The sequence below is a fragment of the Streptomyces sp. NPDC033966 genome, from assembly GCF_055575955.1.
On the sequence record NZ_JBVIRQ010000031.1, the window covers coordinates 1 to 23,314 of the forward strand.

Genomic DNA, 23,314 nt, shown 5'->3' on the forward strand with positions numbered 1-23,314 from the left:
CGGCGACCCACGTCATGGGGGTGGTAGAGAGGCGGATCATGTCGTTCAGCTCCGGTGCGGTCGTGGCGGCTCCGGCGGTTGCCGGGGGCCGGAAAATCGAGGTGTGGCTGGGGCGTTTCGCGGGGCATCCCCAGGGTCCTGCGCAAGATCAGAAACATAACGTCCGCGTGGCCAGTCTCCTTCCCGCCGGTGCACCGCACCGTCGTGATCCCGTACTCGTGCTGTCCGGGTGGTCGACCGCCGGTCCTGCGGTCGCCGAGGCTGCGGCGCAGCTGCGGGCCGCGGCCACCCGCAGTGAGCAGCTCGCGAAGGAACTGGTGGCCCCGGCTTCGGCCCTGTTCCGCATGGGCGGCCGGTAGATGCCCCTTCATCCCTGCGGGGCCGGAGCGGGCATCCCCGCCCGCTGCCGGCCCCGGGGTGGGAGGCTGCGTGCATGGATGCCGCGTGGTGGGGCCGGCAGGTGTACCGGGCGGATCCGGACGACCCGGAGCCGGGCCCGCGGCGGGGCCACGACTACGTCGGACTCGTCGGCGGCCCGCTCGACGGTCTGCTGCTCGACGTGACCGGCTGGCCCCCGCAGGAGACCGTTGACGGGGCGCTGCTGATGTCCGATCACGGGGCGTTCGGCCCTGGTGGGCGGTCTGACCACGAGCGGGCCGACCGGGTTTTGGCGCCGACCCGGTCGGCCGGTTCATGTGGCAGGGCGACGTCCCGTAGGCCGGTTGGGGTTCGCGTGACCCGTGCCGGTACGGCGTGCCCGGGCAAGGCCCGGTCTCCCGGCACGGCGGGAGACCGCCCCAGCTCGGCCGCACCACACGCCGTACGCGCTCAGTCCTGGCGGGCTCGTTGAGGAGGACCCGGCACCGGTGGACGCCGCCCCCGTCCTGCGGACCGAGCTACTCGGCGTCCGGCCGTTCTGGCTCCATTGACGCACCGCGAGGTGACGACGTCCTCGGCACGGGTTCGACCGGTGAGCTGAAGACGCATTCCGGGGTGACGGCCTCGTCGTAGCCCGCCGCCCTCATGATCATGAACTGGAACCCGTCCGCATCCGGCTGCAGCCTGGTGCTCCGAGCTGCGAGCCAGGCCGTGAGGATCTGATATGCGGGAGTCTTTCGCAGGTCGGGCAGTCCTTGGGCGGCGTGGAAGGAGACCTCCTGGCAGAGGTCGAGGACGGCCTTCTGCTCGCGCCGCTCGGGGAACCACACCATCTGCAGGGCCGTTCGTTCCGAGATGCGGGAGACCACCTCCCAGTCCGAGGCGATTCCCTCCTCCACCGACCGGTGGAGGAGGTGGAGGTCGTGCATGACCGGTATCGGTGCGAACAGCCGCCAGTCGGGCAGGACCAGGCCGGTGCGGTCGAGGGTGCGCAGCCGGTCGAAGATCCGCAGCGGGTGCTGGCCCAGTGCGGTGGCGACGAGGGCGGCGCCCAGAACCGCTTCCACCGCCAGGCCGATGCCCCGGGTGCGGCGCATGGTCCGTGTCATCGCGGCGAGTCCCCGTCCGGCAGGGCCGCGACGAAGTTGGTGATGGCGGAGGCCGCCTGCACCGCGCTCTCGCGTGAAACGAGGAGGTGCCCTGGCTGAGCACCGCGCACGACGTGTACGGTCACGGACCCGGGCAGCGGCAGCTCTGGCCCGTGGCCGAGGGAGATCAGGCAGACCGGTGCCGGGGTCCGGGCGAGCACGGACGGGGTGACGGCGGCCAGGTGGCGCATGGAGGTGCTCTCCTCCCTTCCCGTTCGCCACAGGTGTTGGTCCCGGTACTGGTCTTCGCACCGGAGGCGGGCGTCGTCCGGCAGGGCCGCCGCCCAGCGGGGGGCCGTGAGGAGGCCGCCCCAGCCCAGACGTAGCGACCAGAGGAGGAGGGAGGGGACGCCGCCATGGCCGTCGCCGCTGCCGGAGCTGCCGCTGTCGTCGGCGCTCAGCAGGGGTTCGAGGAGGACGACCCCGGCCGTCCGGTCGGCGAGGCGTTCCGCTGCCCGCAGGACGAGACCGGCCCCGAGGTCGTGGCCGACGAGGATCAGGCGGCGGGCGCCGCAGGTGTGTTCCACGAGTTCGACGAGGTCCTCGACAGCCGTGGCGGCATTGGGTGTGCTGCCGCGGCGCGGGCGGCTCCGTCCGTAGCCGGCCCGGTCGTAGCGGAGCAGCGACGGGCGGCCTCCGGCCGGGCCGAGAGCCGCAGTGAGCCAGGTCCAGTGCTCCATGGTGGCCAGGAGGCCCGTCGCGAAGACGAACACGGGCTCCCGGTCGCCGAGGGAGCCGAGGGAGGTGTCCGTGAAGCGGTAGGCGAGTTCGTTGCCCGACCGGGCTGCCAGGGTCCGTTCGTCACCGCGCCCCGTGAGGACCCGGCGGCGGCGGAGGGCCCGGTCGGCGAGCCCGGCCAGCGCCGCAGCTCCCGTGCCGGCGGCTGCGATGCGGAGAACCCGTGCCTCAGCGCTCATGGTGGTGCCCCTCGGAGATCCGGCGCGCGGTGTAGAGGACGGCCGGGTAGGTGGCGGCGAAGGAGAAGAGGAACCGGCCGAGCCCCATGGCGCGCGCGTTGACCAGGTGGAACAGCAGACCCGCCGATACGAATACCGGGGCGTGTCTGCCCCTGCCGAGGAGGTAGAGGAGGCCGAAGGCGCATTCGCCCAGCACCACGCCCGCTCCGACGGCGCGGGTGGTGCGCGGGTGTGCCCGGGCCAGCTCGAACGCCGTCCGGTCGCCGTAGGTCTCGGTGCGCAGCACGTTGGGCAGTGCCTCGCCGGAGCGCCGTTCGGCGCCCGCGAGCTTCGAGTAGCGTGAGCGTGCTCGCGACCCTGGCGGCGATGCTGCTCCTGGACTGGCGCATGACGCTGTTCGTCCTGCCGCTCCTACTGGGCTTCGTGGCGGTGAGCCGCTGGGTGGGCGCCGAACAGCGCGACCTGACGGACGACCGCCAGCAGCAGGTGGCGGAGATGACCGGGATGATCGAGGAGTCGCTGTCCGTCTCCGGCGTCATGCTCAGACGCAGCATGGGGCGCAGCCGCTCGACCGCGGCCGCGTTCAGGCAGGCGTCGGGGCGTCTGGCGGCGGTGTCCCTGCGCGCGGGGCTGTCGGGGCAGTGGCGGATGTCGGGGCTGGGCATCCTGATGGCCAGCGCGCCGCCCCTGCTCTACTGGGGTGCCGGTGTCATGGCGCGGGCAGAGGGGGCCGTCCCCTCCACCGGGACCCTCGTCGCCTTCGTCGCCCTCCAGCAGGCCCTGGTGTGGCCGGCCACCCAGTTGCTGTCGACCGGGGTCCGGCTCCAGGCTTCAATGTCGTACTTCCGGCGCATCTTCGAGTACCTCGACGTGGAGAACGAGATCGTCGAGAGCGAGCGTCCGGTGGTCCTGCGCGAGGCGCGGGGCGAGGTCCGCTTCGACGGGGTCGGCTTCGGCTACGCCGCCGCAGGCGCCTGCCTGTCCGGGGTGGACCTGGTCGTACCCGCCGGCAGCCACCTGGCGGTCATCGGCGCCACCGGCTCGGGCAAGACGACCCTCGGCCACCTCGTGTCGAGGATGTACGACACCCGCGAGGGGACGGTCAGCGTCGACGGCGTCGACGTGCGCGACCTCTCCTTCGGCTCGCTCGCCGACACGGTGGGGGTCGTCGCGCAGGAGCCGTTCTTCTTCAACGAAACCGTGCGGCACAACCTACTCTTCGCCAAGCCCGACGCGGACGAGGAGGAACTGCACGCTGCGGCCCGCACCGCACGCGTCCACGAGGTCATCCTCGGACTGCCCGATGGCTACGACACCGTTCTCGGCGAGCGGGGGCACCGGCTGTCGGGCGGAGAGCGGCAGCGCCTCGCCCTGGCCCGGACGCTGCTGCGCAGACCGCGGGTCCTGGTCCTCGACGAGGCCACCAGCGCCCTTGACGTGGAGACCGAGGCGGCGGTCATGGCGAGCCTGGAGGACGCCACCCACAGGGTCACCCGCATCACCATCGCGCACCGCCTGTCGACGGTGCGCCACGCCGACCAGATCGCCGTCCTCGAACACGGCCGGGTCGTCGAACGCGGCACCCACGAAGAACTGACCGGCCGCGGCGGCCGCTACGCGGAACTCCTCGCGGCCCACGAGAAAGGAGCCCTCGCATGGACCCCGTGACCCTGACGAGCGAACGGCTGGTCCTGCGGGCGATGCGTCCCGCGGACGCCGAGCACGTGCTCGCCGGCTGGCAGGACGACACGGTGCGCCGGTGGACCGAGGCCCCTGCCGAACCCACTCTCCGGCAGGCCCAGGCCTTCACCGGGGCGGTGTGCGCCCAGGGGTGGCGGGACACGACCAACCTGATCTTCGCCGCCGAGCTGAGACGGACCGGCGAGTTCGTCGGCTCGCTGGGCGTGTTCGGCCTCAGCTGGGCCGCGCTGTCCGAGCAACTGGCCTGGGTCGGCTACTGGACCGCGGCCGGGCAACGGGGCAGGGGCTACACCTCGGAGGCGCTGCGCACGATGTCCGCCTGGGCGTTCGGCGCGCTCGGCGTCGACCGGCTGGAGGCGGTTGTGGAAGTGGGCAACGAGGCCTCCCTCGCCTGCGCGGAACGGGCCGGCTACGTCCTGGAGGGGACCCACCGGGCCCGCACGGTCCAGAACGGGTCCCGCCGGGACGCCTGGATAGCGGCCTTGCTGCCCCAGGACCTGGACCGGCCGTCGTCGATCCCGTATCCGGCCGGTACGGCGCACTGAGGAGGCACTCACCCCGTCCGCGGGTCTCACGACTGGCGGCCTTCGGTGAACATCTCGGCATCGACAGGGCACTCGCCGCCCTTACCCCGGTGGGTGCCGGGCCGGGATCGGGTGCTGCTGGCGGAGGTGGTTCGGATGGTCCGGGTGGGCCGGGCCACGGTGCAGAGACGGCCGCGACCGGGCTGGCGGCCGCGACCGGGACACCGGCCGCGTGGTGGTGCCGGTAGGCGCGCAGGATGACCGAGACTGCGGCCGCGGTGCCAGCCGCCATGCCGAGTGCGATGACCAGGCCGGCCAGCTGGTGCTCGTCGGTGAGGAGGCCGATCTCGCGGGCCAGGGCGGCCCTGCCTCGGTCGCGGCCGGAGTGTGGACGGTGATGAGCAGGAGGTTGTCCTCCAACAGGAGACGGCTCTGTAGTTCCACGGGTTCTCCCTGCGCCAGGCCCGGAGGGCGATGGGTGTGGACGGGCAACTGTCCCGGACAACCATCGGTGGCGCCGCCGTTGGCGGTACTGGATCGGGTGTGCGGGTGGTCGAGCGGTTCCGGTCAGGCTCGGGCGGCCTGCGGGTGCGTACGCCATGCCTGCGGGGGCGTCACCGCCGCGTCCTTGTGCCCCGACCAGAACGCCCCTGGAGTTCTTGAGCCTGTTGATAGTCCGTTCGACCTGACTCGACGCGCGCCCTAGCCCCCGCAAGGCGCGAATGCTTCGCCTGATCCTCCGCCGCCCCGGTCCATTGGCTCTCCCGGCGGGCGGGTCAGCAGGCCGCTCTCCTGTGTGAACCGGGGGAGCTGGGCGCGGAGGGCCGGGGCGCCGAACAGGGCGATGCTCAGCAGGAGCTCGTCCGGGCGGCTCCGGGTCGCGGTGCGGATTCCCGCGTGGTCGTGGCGCAGCCGGGCGAGCAGTGCCGCCCCGCGCAGGGTGCGGCGGGGCCGTACCCACAACGCCACCGCGCCCGCGTCGGCGAGGAGGCCGAGCACCAGCCACACCGCCGCGTCCGGCCCGCCCGCCGCGGCGGCCAGCGGCGCGGCCGCGAAGACCGGCAGCAGCAGAACCCTTACGGCCCGCACCCGCCTGCGGGATACCACCAGCCCCGCCCGCTCCAGCTCTTGCGACACCTGGCGGACGGCCTGCCGTACCCGCTCCGTGTCCTGGAGGCGGCGCGGATGGAGCGGTTTGTGCAGTACGTGGAACTGGGCGCGGGCCACCTCGGAGCAGTTGCGCGGCAGTCGGGCCAAGCCGGGCTCCACGGTCCGCCGCCAGCCGGCCTCGACCGAACCGGCCAGGTACAGCTCGATCAGCCCGCACTGGGCCGCACCCCGCGCGCCGCCGCGCAGCAGGCCGATCTCGATGGGGGAGAGCCCCCGGTCCAGCGGGCCGCGGCCGGGCCGCCCGCCCGGGCCCAGCCGCAGGGCGGCGGCGACCAGCACCAGCAGCCAGGCCGCTGCCACTGGGACGGCGTTGACGACGAGCACGGCACCCTCCTCCCCCGGGGCTCTCAGCCTGCACCCGAAGCGTGGATTCCGCCAGCGTCACCCCCAGTCGGCCCCGCCCCGCTCGCGTTCCGGCCGGGCGGCCGGTTCCTCAGACCCGCCTGCCACGTCGGCCCGGTCGACGCCGCGTTCGTCCAGGAGCTGGCGCAGATCCGCGGCATTGCCCTGGATCACCTCGGCCGCCGGGTAGCGGTCGCGAAGGAGCTCGGCGAGGCGCGGATTGATCTCGACGGCGAGGTGACGGCCGCGTCCGGCGAGTTTGCGCTGGATCTCTGCGGTGAACGGCCCTGTTCCGGGGCCCAGTTCCACGACGACGGGTTCCCCGCGTTCTGGGATGGCGCACGTGACGGCGCGGTCCAGATGCCGGGAACTGGGCGCGATGGCACCGATGTGTGAGGGCGAGCGCATCCACTGTCCCAGGAACAAGGTCGCCCCACAGTGGCGTGAGAGGTCCGTGGTGCCTCGACTGGTGTCGGTCATGTGGTTCCTCTGCATGCGTGCGGATGCCGGTGCACGGACTGATCCCGGCCAGGTCAGTAGGCCGGCAAAGGCAAGGGAGCCGCCGCCATGCCTTCGCTCCGGCACCTGGGCGCTCGACGTTCACGAAGTCAGTGGCGGCGAACGTGGCGGTGAGCGGCATGCGTACGGCGGCCGGGCGACGGTGGCACGGCGGATGGGCCCGACCGCGCCCATGCCTGGCATCCTCAAGAACGTCGGCTGACGAAAGTGCCGCGCCGTCGCCGGGCGGCGCGGCACGCTAAGCCGTGGGGACGAGCATCGACGTGACATCGATCAGCACGTACTGTCACGTTGGCGATCTTGTGGCCTGGTCCTGTCGCCTCGCTGACTGGCGAGCGCACTGCGGGCGACCGCGCGGGCAATGTGCTTCGTCAGCTGGCCAGGATCACGGAGGCGACCGTCCGCCATCCCGCGTCGGTACGGGCGGCCAGGTAGAGCACACGGACACGCTGGAACTCCCGCCCCTGGCTGTCCTGGCGCGCCCAGGTCACCTCGATTTGCGCGGCCCGCTCGTTGAGCGCGCGCACCACGGGGTCGAGGGCCTTGCTGCCCCCGTAGTCGGCGTCGCGCAGTGCGCGCAGCTCGTGTGCGAGTCCCTGGGAGAGCGCCTCGGCGGAGGTGAGAACGGTGTGGGCCGTCCCCGTGGTCATGCTGATCGGCGCCGAGAAGTAGTCGAGGAGCGGCGCGGGATCGGTGCTCCCCTTTGCTGCCAGTCCGATGAACGTCTCGACGTAGCTGTCGAACCATGCCTGTGCTTCGTTCGCGACGGCGGCCAGATCGGTGTGCGTCATGATTTCGTGACCCTTCTTGCAGAGATTTCAGGTGCGGGTTTCTTGGAGGGGAGTGCGCTGCCGTCGTGTCACCGGTTCGCGAACGCGTTGGTGCCGGTCAGCTGGGCGGACAGGGTCCACAGGCGTGCGGCCTGTTCGGGGTCGACCGCGTAGGGCCTGACTCCGGGTGCGTCGTCCTGGGAGAGCGGGGCGATGTCGCAGTCGTCCAGGTAGACGCCGCCGGTGTGGGCCAACTGCGGGGAGGTGGCCGCCCAGACCTGGGTGGCGGCACCCTGCTCGGGGGTCTTGAAACTGGGGGCCGGGTTGCCCTGGTCGTCGATCCAGCCGAAGGCGATCATCTCCTCGCGAGTCATGTGCCGCTGGAGCGGGGTCATGACGGCACCGGGGGCGACGGCGAAGGCCCGCACCTGGTGCTCGCGGCCTAGGGCGTCGAGGTGGACGGCGAACAGCGCGATCGCGGTCTTGGACTGTCCGTAGGCGACGGCCTTGTCATAGTCGTTTGCGAACATGACGTCGTCCCAGCGGATCGGCGAGTAGCGGTGTCCGGCAGAGCTGAGCGCGACCACGCGCGCGCCGCCGTCGGCTGCCAGGGCGGGCCACAGCCGGTTCGTGAGTGTGTAGTGGCCCAGGTGGTTGGTGGCGAACTGCGCCTCCCAGCCGGGTCCGAGGCGGGTCTCGGGCAGGGCCATCACGCCGGCGTTGTTGATGAGGATGTCGATGCTGCGGCCGCTTGCCAGGAACTCGTCCGCGAAGGTGTGCACGCTGGCCTGGTCGCCCAGGTCGAGACGGCGCACCTCGACCCCGTCCACTGCGGTGAAGGCTTCCGCGGCCGCTTCCGGGCGGCGGACGGCTGCGACGACAGTCGCGCCCGCGCTCCGCAGGGCGCGCGTGGTCTCCAGCCCCAGTCCGGAACTACCGCCGGTCACGACTGCGAGCCTTCCGGTGAGGTCGAGGCCGGCCAGGACGTCGGCCGTGGTGCTGCGGGCCCCGAAGCCGGAGCCGATGGGCTGCTGTGCTGTCATGATCGCCATTCCTTGCGCGTGGAGCGTCACGGTCAACGCCGTAACCGGGGAGTTCCCCGGTTAGTCATCACGGTAAACGGGGAATTCCCCAGTTGTCCAGATAGACTGATCCCCTGACGAAGGGAGCAGCCTTGACCACCAAGCCGAGCGTGTTGCGCGCCGACGCCCGCCGCAACCGCGAGCGCATCCTCGAAGCGGCCGTGCGCGCCTTCTCCGAGAAGGGCCCGGACGTCGCCATCGACACCATCGCCAAAGCCGCGGGCGTCGGCTCGGCCACGCTCTACCGCCACTTCCCCACACGTGAGGCACTCATCGAGGCGGCCTACCGCAACGAGCTCGCCCGCGTCTGCGACTGCGCCGCACAACGGCTGGCCGACCATGCCCCGGACGAGGCGCTGCGCCTGTGGATGGACGACTTCATCGACTACCTCACTGCCAAGCAGGGCATGGCGGACGCACTGCGGGCCGCGGCCGCATCCGGTGCGGACCCCTTCGCCGAAACCCTCGACAGGCTCGCCACCGCGATCGGCACCCTGCTGCACGCCGGCGCCGACGCCGGTCTCCTGCGGCCGGGCATCGACCCCTTCGATGTCGGCTTCAGCCTGGCCGGCATCGGGCTGATCACCAGCGCTCCCGACCAGCGTGAACGGGCCGGACGCCTCCTCGACCTGCTCCTCGACGGCCTCCGGTACGGAGCGGACGGATCGGCACCCAGCTCGTAACCCGGCTTTGGCCGCGCCCCCAGCTTTGTGACGTCAGCGGTCCAGCAGCCCCGACCGCGTTGCGGAGCGCGAGCCACTGACACGGGTCAGGAAATGCGAAACAGGCACTGACCGCGTGGCGTTTCGAGCGCCGTGGCGGGGCTCTGGGCTTCGGCCGGCCGCCCGAACACGACCTGCGCGGGACGGGGCGCTGCTGATGTCGGAGCGCGGGTGGTTCGGCCCCGGAGGCCGTTCCGAGTACGCGCCGGCCGAACCGGGCTCCGGCTCCGGCGACGTCGGCCGGTTTGTGTGGCGCGGCGGTGCCTCTTAGGCGGTGGCGGCCGACTTCATCATTATGTGTAGCGTGCTTGGCGGCTTGGTCTCGCTGCGATCGTTGGTGTCAAGCGCGCTACACATGGTGGCGCGGGAGGGAGGGTTTCCGTGAAGGTCACCGCGCAGCAGATCAAGGCTCTGTGGACCGATGGCGGCATCATCGATCGGGGTGATGACTACTCGCCCGTCGCCCTCTCCGACTTCGAGGGCCTCGACTTCGACACCGACGACAACGGCACTCCCACCGAGGAGTCGTGGCAGGTGCTCGCGGACCAGATCAACAGCGAGTTGCCCGGCGCCCACCCCGGCCCCACCGCCCGGGGCGGCCTCCTCGACGAGATCGCCGACGCGGCCCGCGCGATCACCGAGCACGAGGAGGAGCGGGACCGGCTCATCCGGCAGGCCGTGAAGAACCGCACCTCGGTGACGGCCATTGCCAACGCCGCGGGGCTGTCCCGTGCCCGGATCTACCAGATCCGCGATGGCCGGCGCTGACCCGCGTGCCATGCTGCAAACCGGGGACGCAGCAGGGCGCTTGCAGTGCCTGGAGTGCGGCAACTGGTACCGCTCGCTCGCCGCTCATCTCCGCGCCGGCGAGGACATGTCCGCCGACGAGTACCGCGAGCGCCGCCGCCCGCCGTCCGCTGGTGAGCCGGGAGTTGAGCGACCGGTGGCGGGAGCAGACCCGCGCCCGCCACGAGCGAGGAGAACTCGCCCCGGTCTCCGAGCTGCCGGCCGAGGAACGCCGGGCCGCCGGACGGATCGGCAACGCCCGCCACCGGGAGACCGCTGCCCGGCCTGAGGTACGCGCCATCCACCGGGCCGCGGTCGTCAAGGGGCGCAGTCAGGCCCACGCCAACGAGCGCGCGGCCCTGGACGCCGTCGCACACGGTCTCGGCCACCCCGACTGGGAAGCCTTCGTCCGCGCGAGCGCGCACCTGGGTGTCCACCAGGCCGGCCGCACCGCGGGCCGAGACCCGAGGACCATCGCCTACTGGCGGCGGAAGATCCTGGGCGAGGACCGGGCTACGGCCGGTGCCCGGCTTCAGCCGCGCCGGGCTTGCGTCCATGCCCGGCTGGACGCCGAGTTCGCCGCCCCCGGGTGGGCCGACCTGGATGCCGCCCGTGCTGCGGCGGGCCGGCGCGGCCTGCGAGGCGTTGCCGCGGACGTCGGCAGCACACCGGCGACACTGCGGGCCTGGGAAGCGCAGCGAAGGCCCGGCGGACCGGCACCCACACCCGGTTAGGGTGCGGGTAACCCGTGCCGGTACGGCGTGCCCGGGTGAGGCCCGGTGCCCAGCGTGCTGGGAGCAGTACCACCGGGCGGCAGCTGGGCAACCTGTTCGACGCCGAGGACGCGGTGCACATCACGTTCGAGGTGGTGGCGCGGATCTGGCCGCAGGTGGTGGCGATGGAGTATCCGGCGTCCTACGCCTGGAAGGTCCTCAAGAACCGGATCGCCGATGTGCTGCGCGAGCGCGCGCGGGTCAGCCCGGTCGAGGACGACCGCCTGGCCGAGGAGCTCGACCGGCAGGTACTGGGCACGGGCCCGTCCGAGCGGGCCGCGGTCCGCCTCAGCGTGGAGGAGGCACTGCGCCGGCTGCCGGCGCGGCAGCGGGAAGCGATCGTCCCGCACCGGATGGTGGGGATGAGCACCGAGGAGACCGCCGAGGTGATGGGGGTCAAAGAGGGGTGTAGGCGGCCCACTGGTCTTGGCTGGTCGGCTGGCGCCATCCGGGGGAAAACCCGCACGTCGCAGTTTGCTTCGAGTCCGTCGGACGGCTGGGTCGCCATGCTGTCCGTTGATGCGCAGGCTTCGGTACCAGGGACGGAAGGTCGGTCGAGTGAAGCTCACCAGACGGTTTGCCACGATCAGCGCCGCTGCGACGGCGACGCTGCTCCTCAGCGCCGGCGGCGCCCAGGCTGATGGCGACGGGGGACTCCTTTCGCTGCTGGGTAACTCGCCGCTCATCCAGGTCTGCTACCCGATGAGCCAAGTCGGAGGAATCGGCAACAGCAACACTGGCGCCCAGAGCAACAGCTGCAACCAGAACGCCCAGGCGACGACAACCCCGGCGAACGGCACCGCGGGCGTAACGGGTGCTGAGGCGGTCACAGGCGACCCTGTGGAGGTCCCCCCGGGCCAGCACCGCGGAGCTCTGGCACAGTGCCCTGACGGAAAGATCATCACAGGTGGAGGCCCCGTCGGTAATGGACTAGACGGTTTTCGGACCGAAGAGTCGTTCCCTCTCTCGACGCAGGCGGACGGGGCGCCGGATATCTGGGTCGTCAGTGGCACCAACGAAGGCCCGCAGGCGATCGAGCTGAGAGCCGCAGCAGTCTGCGTAACCGGTAGCGCGTAGCTTGTTCTTTATGGTCTGAGTCGGTTTCGTTCGGTGATGCTCTCGGGTCGTTTCACGGTCTTTCCCACGTCGTAGTGGGTGGCGGGCCGCCGGTTTTTCGAGCCAAGCGGCCTTCCAGGGCCGGGAGTTGAGGGTTTCGGTGCACGGGCCGGACAGTGCAAGTGAGGGCGGAGGTTCCGAAACCCCCGGCGGACTCGGGCGGGGGTGAGCCGGCCGGGTTCGGCGGGCTTCTCCCACGGCCGCCGCAAGTCGGCGGCTGCCCCGCGCAGAAGGCGGATCTGGGTGTTCGCGGCGATGATCAGCCAGGTCCATCGCTCGCCAGCCTCGGAGGTCCGCAGCTTCGGACGGGTCCACCCGAGGGTCTGTTTCATCAGCCTGAAGAGGTGCTCGATGTCGAACCTCCTGAGGAACGCCTGCCAGCGCACGTCGACGTCCTCGCTGTTCAGGCCGGTGGCAGACGACCAGAGCCAGAGCGGGAGCGGGTCGCCTCCGCCGGGCAGGCGGTCGACCTGGAGGCGGATCAGCGTGCCTTCGATGATGGGAAGTTCGCCGGTGTGGTCGATCCACGCGGAGCGGGTGGTCAGGCGAGGATGGAGACGGTCCCAGGCCATCGCGCGGGCGGTGCCGTACCGGTCGGTGACCTGCGTCGTGGCCGCGTCCGGCTCACCCCAGGTGTCCGGCTTGGCGAAGCGGAACTCCTTGCCGTGCTTGGGCGGTCGCCCGCCCTGGGGATGGGCCAGGGCGTACTCCTTGAGCGTGGGCGTCGACCGTCGCATGACGCGGTCGGAGTGCATCCGTCCCAGCACCTCGACCGGGAGGCCGGCCAGGAGGTGGGCCATGCGCGGGGCGTCGTAGCCGGCGTCGAAGACGATGAGGATGTCGCGGTCGCCGACGTGCCGGCGGCCCATCTCGATCAGGTCCGTGACCACACGGCGGAGCTGGGCGGAGGTGACCTCGGCGACGTCGTCCTCGGGTCCGAGACGGACGGCGTCCAGGAGCTGGCACCAGGATGTGCGGCCCGATTCGAGGGCGGCGACGAAGGAGTAAGGCCAGCCGGGGATGAACTGGTCCGAGGAGCGTCCGCTGCGGCCGTAGACGTGGCAGAACAGGCGCTCCGGGCTGGTCGGCGCGTCGGGGCGGAGCCAGTTGCTGACGTCGACCGCGAGGACAAGCCGCCCCTCGGCCGCTTGCGGCATCGGCAGTCCGGCCGGTACCTGTCGCAGCCGGGGCCCGTCCACGTTCCCGTGGTTCAGCGCCTCGTACATCGCGCCGTGCCCGCGCCGGCGCTCGGCCACCAGCGTGAGGTCCACCGGCGAGGTCACCGGACCGTCCGCGCACAGCAGCGCGTCGACGAGGTCGAACAGTTCGTCCCCGCGCGCGGTCAGGCAGTGGAATAAGTCCTCCCGGAAGCGTGACGCTTGCGCGAACGCTTCCCCGGGACCGGCGTCAGGCAGCAGAGTCACCCTCACGGCCCTCGTCTCGATCGGTGCACCTTGGTCGGAGCACATGATCAGACGGAGGCCACCTCGGCGTCCGGCGCATAACCATGTGGGCGAAGCAGTTCGAGACGCTGTTCGCGGCGTGAGGGCCCCACTCAGTCGGACAGCGCGACGGTGAGGTCCACCTCGACCAGCTGCCCTGCGAAGCCCAGCTGCGCAACTCCCAGGAGCGTGCTGGCGGATGTGAAAGCTGGCCCGAGGGCGGAAGCGGTAAGCCGGTGCCAGGCGAGGCCCAGGTCCTGCCTGTCATCGCTCCGCACGTAGATCACCGAACGCACCACATGCTGCGGCTGAGCATCCACCGCCGCAAGGGCAGCGAGTGCGTTCACGACGACCTGATCGACTTGCACGTCGAGGGAGCCCGGGCCGACGAGAGAGCCGCCCTGGTCGAGGGGGCACTGCCCCGCCAGATAAGCCGTTCGGCCGGTCTCCACCACGGTGATGTGGTGGTAGCCCGGCGTCTCATGCAACTGATCGGGGTTGATGCGGCTGATTTTCGCTGGCATGCCGCGAGTCTGACCAGTCTCCCCCCGACACGCAACGAAATTTGCCCCACCGCGCGACCGTCCGACGCGACGCGAGGTTAAAGAACAAGCTCAGAGGCGGACCGGGAGTCGGCCCGCCCGTGCGGCTGAGTTCGCCGCGCAGGTAGGTGACCAGGGTCCGCAGCCGGGGGAGGTCGGGCGGCAGGACGGACATGGCTTCAGCTCCCGTACTGCGCCTGACGCGCGGCCTCGCATGACATGCACAAGGGCGAGGCGCCGTGCCCGTAACGACATGTGGGGGCGTGGCTTCTCTGCACCAAAGCCAATGAGGTCAGCTCAACGCATGGGTGGACGCGAAAAGATGTCACTGCGTGCCCTGCCCGCTCCTCCTGTTGTCGCGATGCTCACCACCTTCGACACCGACGAGTACGTCCTGACGGCCCTCCACTCGGGCGCGGCCGGTTTCCTCCTCAAGGACACCGAACAGGATCACCTGCCGCAGCTGGTGCGGACGTTGGCCGCAGGTGGAGTGGTGATGTCCTCCAAGGCCTCCCGGAGCCTGCTGCGCACGCATCCTGGTGCCGGGCCGACGGCCGTGGACGAGGAGGCGGCCCGCGTGGGGCGGCTGAGTGACCGGGAGCGGGACGTGCTCGTGCTGCTGGCGGAAGGTTTGTCGAACGCCGAGATCGGAACCCGTCTGCATCTGGGCACCGGCACGGTCAAGGACCACGTCAGTGTCATCCTCACCAAACTGCGGGTGGCCGGCCGGGTTCAGGCGGCGCTGCTCGCCCAGCGGGCAGGGCTGCTGGATGCCGGCCGGGAAGGCAGGGAAGGACGGTGAGCGCCGCGGCTGAGGCAAGGCGGCTGTGGAACCGGGTACCGCCGGGCGCGCGGGATGCCGCTCTGGTCGTCCTGGCCCTGGTCGACGCGTGGCTCACCCTCGGGGACGGCACCCCGCTCGGCCTCGCGCTTGCCGCGACGGCCTGTGGAGCCCTGGCCCTGCGTCGGCGGTTCCCGCTGGCCGTCTTCCTGTTCACCCTGCCGGCCACGCTGGTCCAGGACATCCTGGTCGCCCCGGTCGCAGCCCTGTACGCCCTGGCCGAACGCTCGCGGGACCGTCGCCTGCTCGGCGTATGCGCCTTCTTGTGGAGCACCCCGAGTGGCCCGGGACATCGGCCCCGGCCTGCGGCCCGGTGTCGGTCCGCTTCGAGGACGTGAGCTTCCGCTACCGCGATGACCTTCCACCCGTCCACCACCAGGTCGACTTCAAGGTGCCCAGCGGCGGAATGACGGCTTTCGTCGGTCCCTCGGGAGCGGGCAAGTCGACGATCTTTGCGCTGATCGAGCGGTTCTACGAGACAACCGGAGGCCGGGTCCTGATCGGCGGCAAGGACGTCCGGGACTGGTCGCTGCCCGAGCTGCGCGGTGCCATCGGCTACGTGGAGCAGGACACGCCGGTCCTGGCCGGGACGTTGCGGGAGAACCTGGTCTTCGCGGCGCCCGACGCGACCGACCAGGACATCCGCGACGTCCTGGTCCGGGCGAAGCTGGACACACTGGTGGACCGCCTGCCGCAGGGCCTGGAAACCCCGGTCGGACACCGAGGCACCAAGCTGTCGGGCGGCGAACGCCAGCGCATCGCCATCGCCCGCGCCCTGCTGCGCAAACCCCGCCTGCTGCTCCTGGACGAGGCCACCTCGCAGCTGGACGCTGCCAACGAACTGGCGGTACGCGACGTCATCACCCACGCCGCCCGGACGACCACCGTCCTCGTCGTGGCACACCGCCTCTCGACGGTGACCCACGCCGACCGGATCGTGGTCATGGACGCGGGCCGGGTACGCGCGGTGGGCACCCATACGGAACTGCTCGGAACGGACAGCCTGTACGCAGGCCTGGCAGCAACCCAGCTCCTGGTGCCGGCACCGTGACTCCGCACCGAAATGCCAGCCCTCGCCCTGCCGAGCAGATACCTCTGTCACCGAGTAAGGGATCGGCGACACACGGCACCAAAGGAACAGGAGGCGCTATGAGGCTTCCCCGTATGTGCGGACGCGCGGCGCTCCTTGGCCCCGTGCTCTCCGTGGTACTCGCGAGCAGCCCCGCACGGGCCGCAGAGGGAGAAGTCCAGATCAGGCACAGCGTTTTCATCACGCACACCCAGTCGTGCGTGCGCGAGAGCATGGCACAGGCAAGCGTCACCGCATCGACCTCGGGGCCGGGAGCCCACCCTGGCACGGGATCCGGAACCACCTCGAGCAGCCCTGACGAGGTTTCCCCTGGCGCCGAGGCCAACGGCTGGGCACGCAGCGAAATAGTTCTGCTCGCCGTTGGCACTTCCGCCGGCGGCATTGCCGCGGGCCTTGGCTGCGATCTCTGGGTTTGGGGACAGCGGTGTGAGAGATCGGGGTGGGGTTGCTGTCGTTGGCTTTTATCGCGGCAGGTGTGACGCTGCTTCAGTTTTGTGAGTTTATATCCGGTGGCAGGTGGGTGGTTGGTGTGATCGAGGGGTGGATGACGTAATGTTGAGAGTCATTGAATTTGCGTAGTGGCCATGCTTTTGACCCGGTGTTATGCAGTTTGGGTGAGTGGGTTTTTGGCTGGGGGCGTGGCTGCGCAGGTTGGTTGAGTACTGCGCAGATTCATTGATCCGTGACAGGCTTGCTGTCCTTTGACAGCGAAGTTGGTCCGGTCGAAGCCGCTGACCTGCGCAGACTAACTTCTCTGTGAAGGCGGTTGCGTGACGCTGCCTTCGGCCCGAATCCTCTGGTTTGCGGCTGCCCGCGCTCTGGTGTGTGCCTTCGCTCTTCGCCACGGCGACGTACGGGGCCCTGGGAGCGGTAGCTCCGTGCCAAATAGGGCACCCGGCACGACTGGTTTCACGGCGCCGGTAGGGCACCGATCTGCTGCATCACCCCGAGGAGGTCGGGCTGGCCTCGTTCGCCGGCGATCCGGCCGTCGGCCAGGTAGTAGAAGTTCATGGCCTGCACCGAGATCTTGTTGCCGCTCGCCGGGATCCCGAAGAATTCACCGTCGTGGGTTCCCCGCATGGTGAACCGCGCGGCCACGGTGTCGCCTTCGGTGACCGTCTCCTCCAGTGTCCACTGGACGTCGGGGAAGGCGCTGCGCATCATCCCGAGGACTTCCATGTACCCATCGGGCCCTCGCAGTGGTTCCGGGTGGCTGGGTGCGTGGAACACCGCGTCCGGAGAAATGATGTCGCGGGCGAGATCCTCGTTGCCTGTGTTGATGAACTCGACGAAGCGGTTCAGCACTGACTCGGTGGACTGTGATGGCATCTGGCTGTGCCTCTCCAGAGACGTTTGGGCGATACCTGCGAGCGTAACATCGAATCGATGTGCACATCGATTCGATGTCCGCGTGTGAAGATGGACTCATGCTGGAACTCGCGATACTCGGCTTCCTCGCCGAGGGACCCCTGGCTGGACACGAGCTGCGCCGCCGCGTCTCACAGCTGACCGGCTATACGCGGCCGGTCAGTGACGGCAGCCTGTATCCGGCGATCAATCGCCTGACCAGGGCGGGCTTGATGGAGCGGCGCGCCGACCCGGCCGCGGGGGCGGCACGGTACGTGCTCAGCCTGACCGCGGCCGGGCGGGCCGACATGCTGCAGCGTCTGCGCCAGCCCGCCGACCACGAGATCACCGACTTCACACGGTTCTACATCGTCCTGGCATTCCTCTCCCACCTGCCCGACGTAGCCGAACAGCACGCGGTGCTGCGCAGACGGCTGGAGTTCCTGGAAGAACCGGCGAGCTTCTTCTACGACAACGAGCGGCCTCTGCGTGCCGAGGAAGTCGCCGATCCCTACCGGCGGGGCATGCTGCTCACCGCCCGCGCCACCAGTCGCGCGGAGCGGACCTGGCTGCGCGAAGCCCTCGGGGAAGAACCGCCCGTATTCGACACCGCATGCACCGACAGCGATCCGTATGCGCCCGCCGCTCCCGCGAGCTGACTGTCCACGGAGGTACCCCCATGCTTGCTTCCTGGTACGACACCCAGGGACCCGCCGCCGATGTCCTGCACGTCGGCGAACTCCCTGATCCTGTCCCCGGCCCCGGAGAGGTCCGCGTCGGTGTCACCGTCTCGGGCGTCAACCCCGGCGACACCAAGAAGCGGCGCGGCTGGCTTGGCTCGTCCATGCCCTTCCCGCGGGTGATCCCGCACAGCGACGCCGCCGGATTCATCGATGCCGTCGGCGCCGGAGGCGACGCCCGCCGCGTCGGACAGCGGGTCTGGGTATACGGCGCCCAGTCCTACCGCCCCTTCGGTACGGCCGCTCAGTACACCGTCGTACCAGAGAACCAAGCCGTACCTCTGCCCGACCACCTCGGCGACGAGCTGGGGGCGAGCCTCGGCATCCCCGGCATCACCGCCCACCGCACCGTCTTCGCCGACGGCCCGGTCGACGGCCGAATGGTCCTGGTCCACGGAGTCCTCGGCGGCGTCGGCTCACTGGCCGCCCAGCTGGCCCACTGGGCCGGCGCCACCGTAATCGCCACCGTCCGCCGCACCGCGGACCTCCACCACGTCGACCCGGCCGTCGTCGCCCACGCCGTCGCCCTGGATACCGGCGCCCCCGCAGCGGCCATCCGCTCGTACGCGCCGCGGGGCGTCGACCGGATCATCGAGGTCGCGCTGTCCGACAACGCCGATCTCGACAACGCCGTCGCCGCCAACAACGCCGTCATCGCCGCCTACGCCACCCGCACGGACCGCACCGAGATCCCCTTCTGGCCGCTGCTGTTCAACAACGTCACCCTGCGGTTGCTCGGCAGCGACGACTTCCCTGGCGAGGCCAAGGGTCAGGCCGCCCGCGACCTCACCTCCGCAGCCGCCGTCGGTGCCCTCAGCGTCGATGTCCGCGAGCGCTACGCGCTCGAGGACATCGCCAAGGCCCACGACCACGTCGACGCCGGCGGTGGCCACGGCCGCATCCTGGTCACCGTCCCGTAGAAACGACCGGGTTCGCTGTCAACGCGGTTGCGCACTTGCACGGCGCCACAAACACCACCCTCATGTTCCACATCGCAATGGTCGTGGTGACAGCAGTGGTTACGGGACCACCTGGCTGGAGCCCGTCACCCGACGGGCAGTTCGCCGTGGCTCTGTACGACACCGGCCGCTGACCGGCCGACTAGGTTCGCTGTCAAACGACTGGATGACGAGGGACACTGGGTGTCGTCGATCGGTGAAGCTGAGCAGTCGCCATGCTTCTGGCCTGGGGTTGTGCAGTGTGACTGAGCGGGCTGGAGGCTACGCTGGCTCACTGAATCTGCGCAGTTCCCGGTTACGGCAGCCGTCTGACCTGCGGATTTTTAAGCGTGTGGCCTGGTTGCGCAGGTTGATTGAGTGCTGCGCAGGTTGAGTGATCCGCGACAGAATCGTACCGGGACCTTGATCCCAGAGTTTATCTCTACGCAAAATTGAATCACTGGGGGGAGGTTCGAATCCCCGCACTCATTTCCTCTGAGAGGGTCCTGGTATCCGGCAGCTGCCGTCATCGTCTTGCGGGAGACGCCCACCAGCCAGTCGGTCGAGCGAGTCCTTCCCCCGTCTTGCTGCTGGCCGGTACCGGGTAGCGTGAGCTGTTGATTTCGTAGGTGTGGGCGAGTGGATAAGGGGGGTCATGGTGACGGAGGGCGGAGAAGGGTTGCGTTGGGGCAGTAGGAGAGCGGTCTGGCAGCGATTGTTCGGCGCCAGCGCCCCATCGTCCGGCCCTTCGGCTGACTCGCTGAGCATGGCTGACGTCACGGGGCCTTTGGCCCGGAACATGGAAGCTCTGGAGGGGGATTTCAGCGACGACGGGATCAGGTCGCTGGGGAACCCTGTCCCGATACTGGTTGGGAACGACGGTAAGGACCTGTTGGAGCTTTTCCTGGAGCCTGTCGGGCAGGATTACTGGCTGCTCCCTGGTGAGAACGTCATCGTGACCTCGTACGGAACTTGGAGTGACCGGCCCTTCGAGGTCTCGTACCAACCGGACTGCGTGCAGGTTTGGGTTTCCTCATGCTTCGCCACCGTCACCTATCCCGACGGCACTGAGGTCCCCGGGGGAGTTAACCGCCCTCCGGGGGCGTACGGCACGGCTTAGAAGTCGTTTCAGATGGTGAAGGCAGGAGCGACTGCGGGCGCCTATGCGGCGGTCCACCCGGCTGTGTTGGAGTATGACTCGTAGCTGTAGCGGGTGCTGCGGTCCCATAGGTCACCGGTGAGGTGCTTGTATGCGTTATCGGGTACGTAGAGCAGGGCCTCGGCCCAGACGAGGTCGCTGGCGTACGGCATGAACCGCTCTGGGTCTCGAAGTACGCGCTCGAACTCCTCACGGCCGGCCGCGACGACCGCAGCCCGGGTGTAGAGGAACTGATCGCTCGACAGGCCATCGCCATATTCCTTGCGGTCCAGCCTGTACAGGGCCCAGGAGAGCTGTTCGGCGAAGCCGACCACATTCCCCACCGGGCCGTTCGTCAGGCGGGCTGTCAGTGCAACAGCGAGCTCATCACCCTCAGGGGCGGGGTCAGAGGGACTGCACGCTTCGATGAGCTGCCAGAAGGCGTCTTCATTCATGTCGGAGAGCATGGCGGAGGGGTGTGACAAGTCAGGGTGTCAGGTGCTTGCCCTGCGCTTGCGAAGCCATCGGCGCAGGTGGTCGTAGCCCTTGTCCGCATGTAGTTTCGCCGGCCTCCGACGCCGGGGCCCGCGGCGGGAGCGGATGGGCGGGATGCGCCGCACGAGAGGCTTCAGGCCCTGGCTGTCGTGCATGTTCGCGCCGGAGATGCCCAGCGACAGCGGCAGTCCGTTCCGGTCGCAGATCAGGTGGATCTTCGATCCTAGTTTGCCGCGGTCGGTCGGATTCGGTCCCGTCAGCGGCCCCCTTTTGCCGCCCTCAGACTGACCGAGTCGATCGCACACCGCGACCAGTCCAGCTCGCCTCGCACTCCGAGTTCGTCGAGGATCACGCGGTAGAGCCGGGCCCAGACCCGGTCACGGCTCCACTGGGCGAACCGGCGGTAGACCGTCTGCCAGCTCGGTCCGAACACCGGCGGAAGCTGCCGCCAGGTGCAACCCGACGTCGCCACGAAGATGATCGCCGCCAGGGCCTCCCGGTCACCCGCCCGACGTCGGCCACCGCCCTGCGGACGTATTACCACCGTCGGCGGCACTACCCGCCGGAACAGCACCCACAGCTCGTCCGGTACGAGCCGCTTCACGAGATCCGTCATGCACGGTTCAACGAACAATCACGCCATAAGAAACGACGTCTTACAACGGCTAACATAATGACGTGAGTCGCCTACCGGCACCTGAGGACAGCAGTACGTTCGGGTGATCGCGTGAGTCGGCCTGGTGGTTACAAGTCGCGCCAGCTCACGAACACGTGCGGCCCTGATCCCGCGATCGGCTCGCTGAACGGATCCACCACACCGGTCAGGACGGCCAGGCAGAACTCGGCCATGCCACCATCGAAGACCGTCCAGCGGTTCGCCCCCCTGGGCGCCTGCCTCCGAAAAGTGACCACCCTCCAGCTGTCGGGTGCGCCCTTTCGTAGCCAGAAGGCGACATCGCTGCTCGCCGAGTCCGCGAAGGGGAACAGGAGCGGCAAGCCTTGCCTTCCAAGGAGAGCGCCCAGTTCCTGGCAGTCCCGGTCCGAGAGTGCGGGATCGACTCTGTCGAGGAGATCCCCATACGGCGATCCCGGGACGGGAGGCGTACTGACGGACAGGTACTCGTCGATCTCTCCCCCGCCGTACGACTCCACGAACTCGCGGTAGTCCGCCGGGAGTTCCAACTGGGCCGTGTCGGCGAGCCCTTCCCAGTCCACCGCGTCCCCTCCGGAGACAGGTGGCGGGAGTAGCTGACGCAGGCGAGCGGCAGCAGGCTGAGACATATCAGAGTTCCTTCCTCGTCCCTGTGGGTCGCCGGTCTCGGCGGCTGCCAAGAGAGGTCAGGTCAAACATGGCCACCGGTGCGGTTGTCGGCTGCGGTCCGAGGTGCTTGAGCTCCGTCCAGCAGCGCACAACAGCTAACACAAGGATTTCACTCGTCGGAAGGTGATGAGGCAGCAGGCCAGTCTGAGGAAGGCCTCATGGATGTCGGCCCGACGTTCCCAGCGGGTCCTCAGGCGTCGGAAGCCGTGCAACCACGCGAAACTCCGCTCGACCACCCACCGGTAGGTGCCCAGCCCGGTGCCATGCCGCGTTCCACGGCGGGCAATCGCCGGCACGATGCCGCGATCGCGGACCTGGTCACGGTAGACGTCGTGGTCATAGCCACGGTCGGCAAACACAGAGTCGGGCTTGCGGCGGGGACGGCCGACACGGCCGCGGACCGGTGGGATGGCGTCGAGCAACGGCAGCAGCTGGGTGACGTCATTGCGGTTGCCGCCGGTCAGCAGGACCGCGAGCGGGGTGCCGTGCCCGTCGGTGATCAAGTGGTGCTTTGAGTCGGCCCGGCCCCGATCGACCGGCGACGGACCCGTATGGCTCCCCCTTTTAGGGCCCTGACGTGGGAGGAGTCGACCACGCAGCGGGACCAGTCCAGCCGCAGGGCCGCGTTTAGCTCGGCCAGAAGCACCTCGTGCAGTTGCTGCCACACGCCAGCCTCGTTCCAGTCCCGCAGTCTGCGCCAGCACGTCATGCCCGAGCCGAAGCCCAGCTCCTTCGGCAGGTACTCCCACTGGATACCGGTGTGCAGCACGTACAGGATCCCGCACAGCACCTGCCGGTCCGGCAGCGGCTTGCGGCCCGGATACCGGAAGCGCCGCTCACGTTGAGGCAGTAGCGGCTTCAGGCGGTCCCACAGCTCATCCGACACGGTCCACGGCAAGTTCCCCACGCCGGGGTGAACGCTCAACTTCCACCCAGGGCACTGCTGTCAGAGCCGATCCACCTCATTGTGTTAGCCGTTGTAACGGCCACCAACTGACACTGGTGCCGTTCGGGCGCGTGGGGGCTCGGCAGACGGCGACAGTGGACTTAGCCATCCGCCACAGCACCACCCTGGCCAGCCTAGGGAGCCCAGCAGGCCGGAGCCAGGCCGAGCACACCACCGTTGCACTGCTAGCCGCCCGCGTCGCGGGCTGGTCCTGGAGGCGGAGCCGGAAGGACCCGGCGGGGGAGCGGAGCGGACCCGCCCAACGGGCCGAAGGCCCGGACCCCGTGAAACGGGGTCACTCAAGCCTGGGAAGCAGGCAGTTCAGGGTGGAGCGCAGCGGAACCCTGAACAGTCCGGAGCGCAGCGCAGGACCCGGCCCGAAGGGCCAGCCTTGGCTCGGCGAAGCCGAGCCCGCCGAGCGCAGCGAGGCGGTCCACTGCCCCGAAGCGAAGCGAAGGCGCCTCGGCCGAGCGCAGCGAGGCCGGTCTCTCCTGAGCGCGCAGCGCTCAGGTACCCGCTCCGCGGG

The 23,314-nt window shown here is 69.7% G+C and carries 24 protein-coding genes and 5 pseudogenes; 15 read left to right on the top strand and 14 right to left on the bottom strand.

What is annotated here, in order from left to right; all coding sequences use genetic code 11:
- On the top strand, positions 1–359 hold a 359-nt coding region (locus tag ACZ518_RS38420), incomplete at its 5' end, for a hypothetical protein (protein WP_469117678.1).
- 74 nt (positions 360–433) lie between these two features.
- Positions 434–717: pseudogene (locus ACZ518_RS38425) on the top strand (hypothetical protein).
- Between the two features lie 179 nt (positions 718–896).
- On the opposite strand, the gene ACZ518_RS38430 reads toward ACZ518_RS38425, so the two are convergent.
- Genes ACZ518_RS38430 through ACZ518_RS38440 form a run of 3 tightly spaced genes read right to left on the bottom strand, consistent with a single transcriptional unit; the run spans position 897 to position 2,729 of the window.
- Positions 897–1,487, bottom strand: coding sequence for a hypothetical protein (locus ACZ518_RS38430; RefSeq protein WP_469117679.1), 591 nt, complete (start codon positions 1,485–1,487; stop codon positions 897–899).
- Positions 1,484–2,443, bottom strand: a complete 960-nt coding sequence (locus tag ACZ518_RS38435; RefSeq protein ID WP_469117680.1) for an alpha/beta hydrolase — start codon at positions 2,441–2,443, stop codon at positions 1,484–1,486. The genes ACZ518_RS38430 and ACZ518_RS38435 overlap by 4 nt, the downstream gene beginning before the upstream one ends.
- Positions 2,433–2,729: a hypothetical protein gene (locus tag ACZ518_RS38440; protein WP_469117681.1), complete on the bottom strand. Its 297-nt coding sequence runs from the start codon at positions 2,727–2,729 to the stop codon at positions 2,433–2,435. Before ACZ518_RS38440 ends, ACZ518_RS38435 begins: the two co-directional genes overlap by 11 nt.
- 53 nt (positions 2,730–2,782) lie before the next feature.
- On the opposite strand from ACZ518_RS38440, the gene ACZ518_RS38445 reads away from it, so the two are divergent.
- Both ACZ518_RS38445 and ACZ518_RS38450 read left to right on the top strand, forming a co-directional pair.
- The gene (locus tag ACZ518_RS38445) at positions 2,783–4,111 is read left to right on the top strand and encodes an ABC transporter ATP-binding protein (RefSeq protein ID WP_469117682.1); all 1,329 of its coding nucleotides are present in this window, start codon (positions 2,783–2,785) and stop codon (positions 4,109–4,111) included.
- Positions 4,099–4,689 (top strand): GNAT family N-acetyltransferase, encoded by a 591-nt coding sequence (locus tag ACZ518_RS38450; protein ID WP_469117683.1) that lies wholly within the window; start codon positions 4,099–4,101, stop codon positions 4,687–4,689. Before ACZ518_RS38445 ends, ACZ518_RS38450 begins: the two co-directional genes overlap by 13 nt.
- Positions 4,690–5,370: 681 nt before the next feature.
- On the opposite strand, the gene ACZ518_RS38455 is transcribed toward ACZ518_RS38450, so the two are convergent.
- From ACZ518_RS38455 to ACZ518_RS38470, 4 genes are all read right to left on the bottom strand, one after another.
- Entirely contained in the window at positions 5,371–6,162 is a 792-nt protein-coding gene (locus tag ACZ518_RS38455; protein ID WP_469117684.1) for a TIGR04222 domain-containing membrane protein, read from the bottom strand.
- Between the two features lie 57 nt (positions 6,163–6,219).
- Positions 6,220–6,489 carry a methyltransferase domain-containing protein gene (locus ACZ518_RS38460; RefSeq protein WP_469117685.1) on the bottom strand — a complete coding sequence of 90 codons (270 nt, stop codon included), beginning with the start codon at positions 6,487–6,489 and terminating at the stop codon, positions 6,220–6,222.
- A 581-nt stretch (positions 6,490–7,070) separates the two neighbouring features.
- Positions 7,071–7,490: a DUF6841 family protein gene (locus ACZ518_RS38465; RefSeq protein ID WP_469117686.1), complete on the bottom strand. Its 420-nt coding sequence runs from the start codon at positions 7,488–7,490 to the stop codon at positions 7,071–7,073.
- Between the two features lie 68 nt (positions 7,491–7,558).
- On the bottom strand, positions 7,559–8,515 hold the full coding sequence (locus ACZ518_RS38470) for an SDR family NAD(P)-dependent oxidoreductase (RefSeq protein WP_469117698.1): 957 nt from the start codon (positions 8,513–8,515) through the stop codon (positions 7,559–7,561).
- 128 nt (positions 8,516–8,643) lie between these two features.
- On the opposite strand from ACZ518_RS38470, the gene ACZ518_RS38475 reads away from it, so the two are divergent.
- The 5 genes and pseudogenes from ACZ518_RS38475 to ACZ518_RS38495 all read left to right on the top strand — a co-directional run bounded on the left by ACZ518_RS38475 (position 8,644) and on the right by ACZ518_RS38495 (position 11,473).
- Positions 8,644–9,234: a TetR/AcrR family transcriptional regulator gene (locus tag ACZ518_RS38475; RefSeq protein WP_469117687.1), complete on the top strand. Its 591-nt coding sequence runs from the start codon at positions 8,644–8,646 to the stop codon at positions 9,232–9,234.
- Between the two features lie 420 nt (positions 9,235–9,654).
- On the top strand, positions 9,655–10,041 hold the full coding sequence (locus tag ACZ518_RS38480; protein ID WP_469117688.1) for a hypothetical protein: 387 nt from the start codon (positions 9,655–9,657) through the stop codon (positions 10,039–10,041).
- A gap of 10 nt (positions 10,042–10,051) precedes the next feature.
- Positions 10,052–10,162 (top strand): annotated as a pseudogene (locus ACZ518_RS38485) (hypothetical protein); the annotation flags it as partial.
- Between the two features lie 31 nt (positions 10,163–10,193).
- Positions 10,194–10,793: a hypothetical protein gene (locus ACZ518_RS38490; protein WP_469117701.1), complete on the top strand. Its 600-nt coding sequence runs from the start codon at positions 10,194–10,196 to the stop codon at positions 10,791–10,793.
- A 35-nt stretch (positions 10,794–10,828) separates the two neighbouring features.
- Positions 10,829–11,473, top strand: a complete 645-nt coding sequence (locus ACZ518_RS38495) for a sigma-70 family RNA polymerase sigma factor (protein ID WP_469117699.1) — start codon at positions 10,829–10,831, stop codon at positions 11,471–11,473.
- 444 nt (positions 11,474–11,917) lie between these two features.
- On the opposite strand, the gene ACZ518_RS38500 is transcribed toward ACZ518_RS38495, so the two are convergent.
- Both ACZ518_RS38500 and ACZ518_RS38505 read right to left on the bottom strand, forming a co-directional pair.
- Entirely contained in the window at positions 11,918–13,372 is a 1,455-nt protein-coding gene (locus ACZ518_RS38500) for an NF041680 family putative transposase (protein ID WP_469117689.1), read from the bottom strand.
- Positions 13,373–13,503: 131 nt separating this feature from the next.
- A complete protein-coding gene (locus ACZ518_RS38505; RefSeq protein WP_469117690.1) occupies positions 13,504–13,914 on the bottom strand; it encodes a Rid family hydrolase in 411 nt (136 codons plus the stop codon).
- Positions 13,915–14,260: 346 nt separating this feature from the next.
- On the opposite strand from ACZ518_RS38505, the pseudogene ACZ518_RS38510 reads away from it, so the two are divergent.
- The 3 genes and pseudogenes from ACZ518_RS38510 to ACZ518_RS38520 all read left to right on the top strand — a co-directional run.
- A pseudogene (locus ACZ518_RS38510) lies at positions 14,261–14,734 on the top strand (LuxR C-terminal-related transcriptional regulator); the annotation flags it as partial.
- Positions 14,731–15,111 carry a hypothetical protein gene (locus tag ACZ518_RS38515; RefSeq protein ID WP_469117691.1) on the top strand — a complete coding sequence of 127 codons (381 nt, stop codon included), beginning with the start codon at positions 14,731–14,733 and terminating at the stop codon, positions 15,109–15,111. The pseudogene ACZ518_RS38510 and the gene ACZ518_RS38515, both read left to right, overlap by 4 nt.
- Positions 15,084–15,824, top strand: a pseudogene (locus ACZ518_RS38520) (ABC transporter ATP-binding protein); the annotation flags it as partial. The gene ACZ518_RS38515 and the pseudogene ACZ518_RS38520, both read left to right, overlap by 28 nt.
- Positions 15,825–16,772: 948 nt before the next feature.
- Here the strand turns inward: ACZ518_RS38520 and ACZ518_RS38525 are convergent.
- Positions 16,773–17,168 (bottom strand): ester cyclase, encoded by a 396-nt coding sequence (locus ACZ518_RS38525; RefSeq protein ID WP_469117692.1) that lies wholly within the window; start codon positions 17,166–17,168, stop codon positions 16,773–16,775.
- Positions 17,169–17,290: 122 nt separating this feature from the next.
- On the opposite strand from ACZ518_RS38525, the gene ACZ518_RS38530 reads away from it, so the two are divergent.
- The 3 genes from ACZ518_RS38530 to ACZ518_RS38540 all read left to right on the top strand — a co-directional run bounded on the left by ACZ518_RS38530 (position 17,291) and on the right by ACZ518_RS38540 (position 20,008).
- A complete protein-coding gene (locus ACZ518_RS38530; RefSeq protein ID WP_469117693.1) occupies positions 17,291–17,869 on the top strand; it encodes a PadR family transcriptional regulator in 579 nt (192 codons plus the stop codon).
- Between the two features lie 20 nt (positions 17,870–17,889).
- Positions 17,890–18,870 carry an NADPH:quinone reductase gene (locus ACZ518_RS38535; protein ID WP_469117694.1) on the top strand — a complete coding sequence of 327 codons (981 nt, stop codon included), beginning with the start codon at positions 17,890–17,892 and terminating at the stop codon, positions 18,868–18,870.
- Between the two features lie 784 nt (positions 18,871–19,654).
- Complete coding sequence (locus ACZ518_RS38540; RefSeq protein ID WP_469117695.1) at positions 19,655–20,008, top strand: hypothetical protein; 354 nt, start codon at positions 19,655–19,657, stop codon at positions 20,006–20,008.
- A 41-nt stretch (positions 20,009–20,049) separates the two neighbouring features.
- Here ACZ518_RS38540 and ACZ518_RS38545 read toward each other — a convergent pair whose 3' ends face one another.
- The 4 genes and pseudogenes from ACZ518_RS38545 to ACZ518_RS38560 all read right to left on the bottom strand — a co-directional run bounded on the left by ACZ518_RS38545 (position 20,050) and on the right by ACZ518_RS38560 (position 22,740).
- Positions 20,050–20,481 carry a DUF4240 domain-containing protein gene (locus tag ACZ518_RS38545; RefSeq protein ID WP_469117696.1) on the bottom strand — a complete coding sequence of 144 codons (432 nt, stop codon included), beginning with the start codon at positions 20,479–20,481 and terminating at the stop codon, positions 20,050–20,052.
- Positions 20,482–20,535: 54 nt separating this feature from the next.
- Positions 20,536–21,137 (bottom strand): annotated as a pseudogene (locus ACZ518_RS38550) (IS5 family transposase); the annotation flags it as partial.
- Positions 21,138–21,265: 128 nt separating this feature from the next.
- Complete coding sequence (locus ACZ518_RS38555; protein ID WP_469117697.1) at positions 21,266–21,736, bottom strand: SMI1/KNR4 family protein; 471 nt, start codon at positions 21,734–21,736, stop codon at positions 21,266–21,268.
- A 201-nt stretch (positions 21,737–21,937) separates the two neighbouring features.
- A protein-coding gene (locus tag ACZ518_RS38560; RefSeq protein WP_469117700.1) for an IS5 family transposase occupies positions 21,938–22,740 on the bottom strand; the annotation gives its coding sequence in 2 pieces (ribosomal slippage) (positions 21,938–22,408 and positions 22,411–22,740; 801 coding nt in all).
- Between the last annotated feature and the right edge of the window lie 574 nt (positions 22,741–23,314).